This window comes from Myxococcus vastator, assembly GCF_010894475.1.
Lineage (GTDB): Bacteria > Myxococcota > Myxococcia > Myxococcales > Myxococcaceae > Myxococcus > Myxococcus vastator.
The window spans coordinates 1-1,961 of sequence record NZ_JAAIYB010000774.1 but is presented as its reverse complement, the minus strand read 5'-3'; the positions used below and the strand labels follow the sequence as shown (position 1 = coordinate 1,961).

Here is a 1,961-nt window from a genome sequence, read left to right as displayed (position 1 = left end):
TGGTGGGGGTGGTGGACGACATGGCGCTGGAGGGGCTTGGCTCGCCGTCCCTGCCGGAGGTGTACGTGCCCTACGTGCAGGCGCGGACCACGAGCATGGTGCTGCTGCTGCGGACGAAGGGGGCGCCGCTCGACCTGGCCTCCGCGGCCCGCGCGGAGATTCGTGCGTTGGATGCGAGCCTGGCGCCAGGGAGTGTTCGCACGCTGGCTTCGGTGGTTGACCGCACCGTGGCGCCGCTGCGCTTCTACCTGCTGCTGGCGGGGGCCTTCGCGGCGGTGGCGGTGGTGCTGTCGGCGGTGGGACTCTACGGCGTCGTGGCCTACGCGGTGCTGCAGCGCACCCGCGAGCTGGGCATCCGCATGGCGCTGGGCGCGCGTCGGGCGCAGGTGCTGGGGCTGGTGCTTGGCCGCTACCTGGGGCTGACGGCCTGTGGGCTCGTCATGGGACTGGGGCTGGCGGTGGCTATCAGCCGCGGCCTCACGCACCTGCTGAGCGGCGTGCTGCCCACGGACCCATTGACGTACGCGGCGGTGGCGGCGGTGCTGTTGGCGGTGGCCGTCCTGGCGGTGCTGCTGCCCGCGCGCCGGGCCGCGCGAGTCTCCCCCGCGGTGGCGCTTCGGGCGGACTGAGCAGGCGTCCAGGGGCGCTGCGTTTCACTGGGGCGCGACTGTCATCGCCCCGCGAGGAGGGGCGGACGAGCTGGGGGGCGCGCTCCAGGGGGCGCATCGCACCGTGGCACCGGCTGGCAAAGCCGCCGGGCATGGTCACGGTTGGCTCCGGAGGCGAGGTGCGCCCTCCAGGACGAAAGGGGTCGGTCATGAAGCTCAAGGTGATGGGGATGATCGCGGGTCTGGCGTGGGGTGGCGCGGCTCTGGCGCAAGGCTCGCAGGAGCCGGCGATGCCGCCGGAACCTTCGATGCCGCAAGAGCCCTCAATGCCTCCGCAGGAGCCACCGATGCAGCAGCCACCCAGCAGCGGCTCGGAGATGTCCGGCGGGATGGGCGGCAGCCAGATGCAGGGACAGCAGGAGCTGAGCGGCTCCGTGGTGGCCCTGCGGCGGGACAAGGTCTTCATCAAGGATGAGAACGGCGCGGTGGTGGCGATGGGCGTGAGCCACTCCACGCAAATCGATGGGAAGCCCATCGAGAAGGGCCGGGACATCAGCAGCCACCTCCGGCGTGAAATCAAGGAGGGGGACCAGGTCCGGACCAAGTTCAACGTGGAGAAGACGACCGAGAACATGGCGTCTTCCATCGAGAAGATGAAGCAGTAGTCCACGCCGCACGGGGACGGCCGCGGTCTGGAGCGTGACGGTGCAGGTTCACCGCCGCCCCGGCCGCGGCTTCCGCCGTTCCCGGAGGTCTGTGACGTGGACGGAGCCGCTCTAATGCATCCGCGCCGCTTCCGCTTCGATGAGCCCGGCCAGAATTGTTCGGTGGCAGACCTGTTCGAGGATGCAGTCCTTTGAACAGAGGAGGGTCACCGTCTCACCCTGCCGCACGCGCCTGGCGAGCGCGGTGATGGCTTCTTGCTGCGACGCCATCTCCTGGAGGTACCGCTCGCGGTAGGCCTCCAGCGTGATGGGTGTGCGGCCCTTTCCATAGAAGGCGTCGAAGAGCTCCGGGCTGGGCGCTAGGTTGCTCTGCCACGCGTCCCACGTCTCCTTGGCCTTGGGCAGACCTCGCGGCCGGTAACGGCAGACGAGGAGGCGGAAGCCGTCATCTGGCTCCGAAGGCACACACCAACGTTTGGTTTTGAGCGGCATCGCCGGGCAACCCTGAATCGGAGGGACGGTATTCCATCCGCGGTGGACCGGATTTCTTACCGGGACGGAAAGGGCGCTGGCCCCGTTGGCCCAGGGGGATGTCTCCAAGTGCTTGGAAATGCTGGCCTTGGGGAGTGGATCGGCGGCGGCACGCGCCCTGCTATGGGGTGATGCAGCAGCGTGACGGGGCAGCACG

At 69.3% G+C, this 1,961-nt stretch carries 3 protein-coding genes; 2 read left to right on the top strand and 1 reads right to left on the bottom strand.

Annotation, left to right across the window (positions count from 1 at the left end):
• Both G4D87_RS37125 and G4D87_RS37120 read left to right on the top strand, forming a co-directional pair.
• Positions 1–629 (top strand): FtsX-like permease family protein (locus tag G4D87_RS37125; protein WP_163787495.1); only part of this gene is annotated, 629 nt, incomplete at its 5' end.
• Positions 630–955: 326 nt separating this feature from the next.
• Entirely contained in the window at positions 956–1,273 is a 318-nt protein-coding gene (locus tag G4D87_RS37120; RefSeq protein WP_240358922.1) for a hypothetical protein, read from the top strand.
• 111 nt (positions 1,274–1,384) lie between these two features.
• Here the strand turns inward: G4D87_RS37120 and G4D87_RS37115 are convergent, their stop codons facing one another.
• Positions 1,385–1,765 carry a DUF488 domain-containing protein gene (locus G4D87_RS37115; protein ID WP_163787493.1) on the bottom strand — a complete coding sequence of 127 codons (381 nt, stop codon included), beginning with the start codon at positions 1,763–1,765 and terminating at the stop codon, positions 1,385–1,387.
• Positions 1,766–1,961 lie beyond the last annotated feature (196 nt).

What these genes read in the sequence shown, in the direction of transcription:
- G4D87_RS37120 (WP_240358922.1), top strand. Translation starts at nt 956, where the DNA reads ATGCAGCAGCCACCCAGCAGCGGCTCGGAGATGTCCGGCGGGATGGGC.
- G4D87_RS37115 (WP_163787493.1), bottom strand. Translation starts at nt 1,765, where the DNA reads ATGCCGCTCAAAACCAAACGTTGGTGTGTGCCTTCGGAGCCAGATGAC.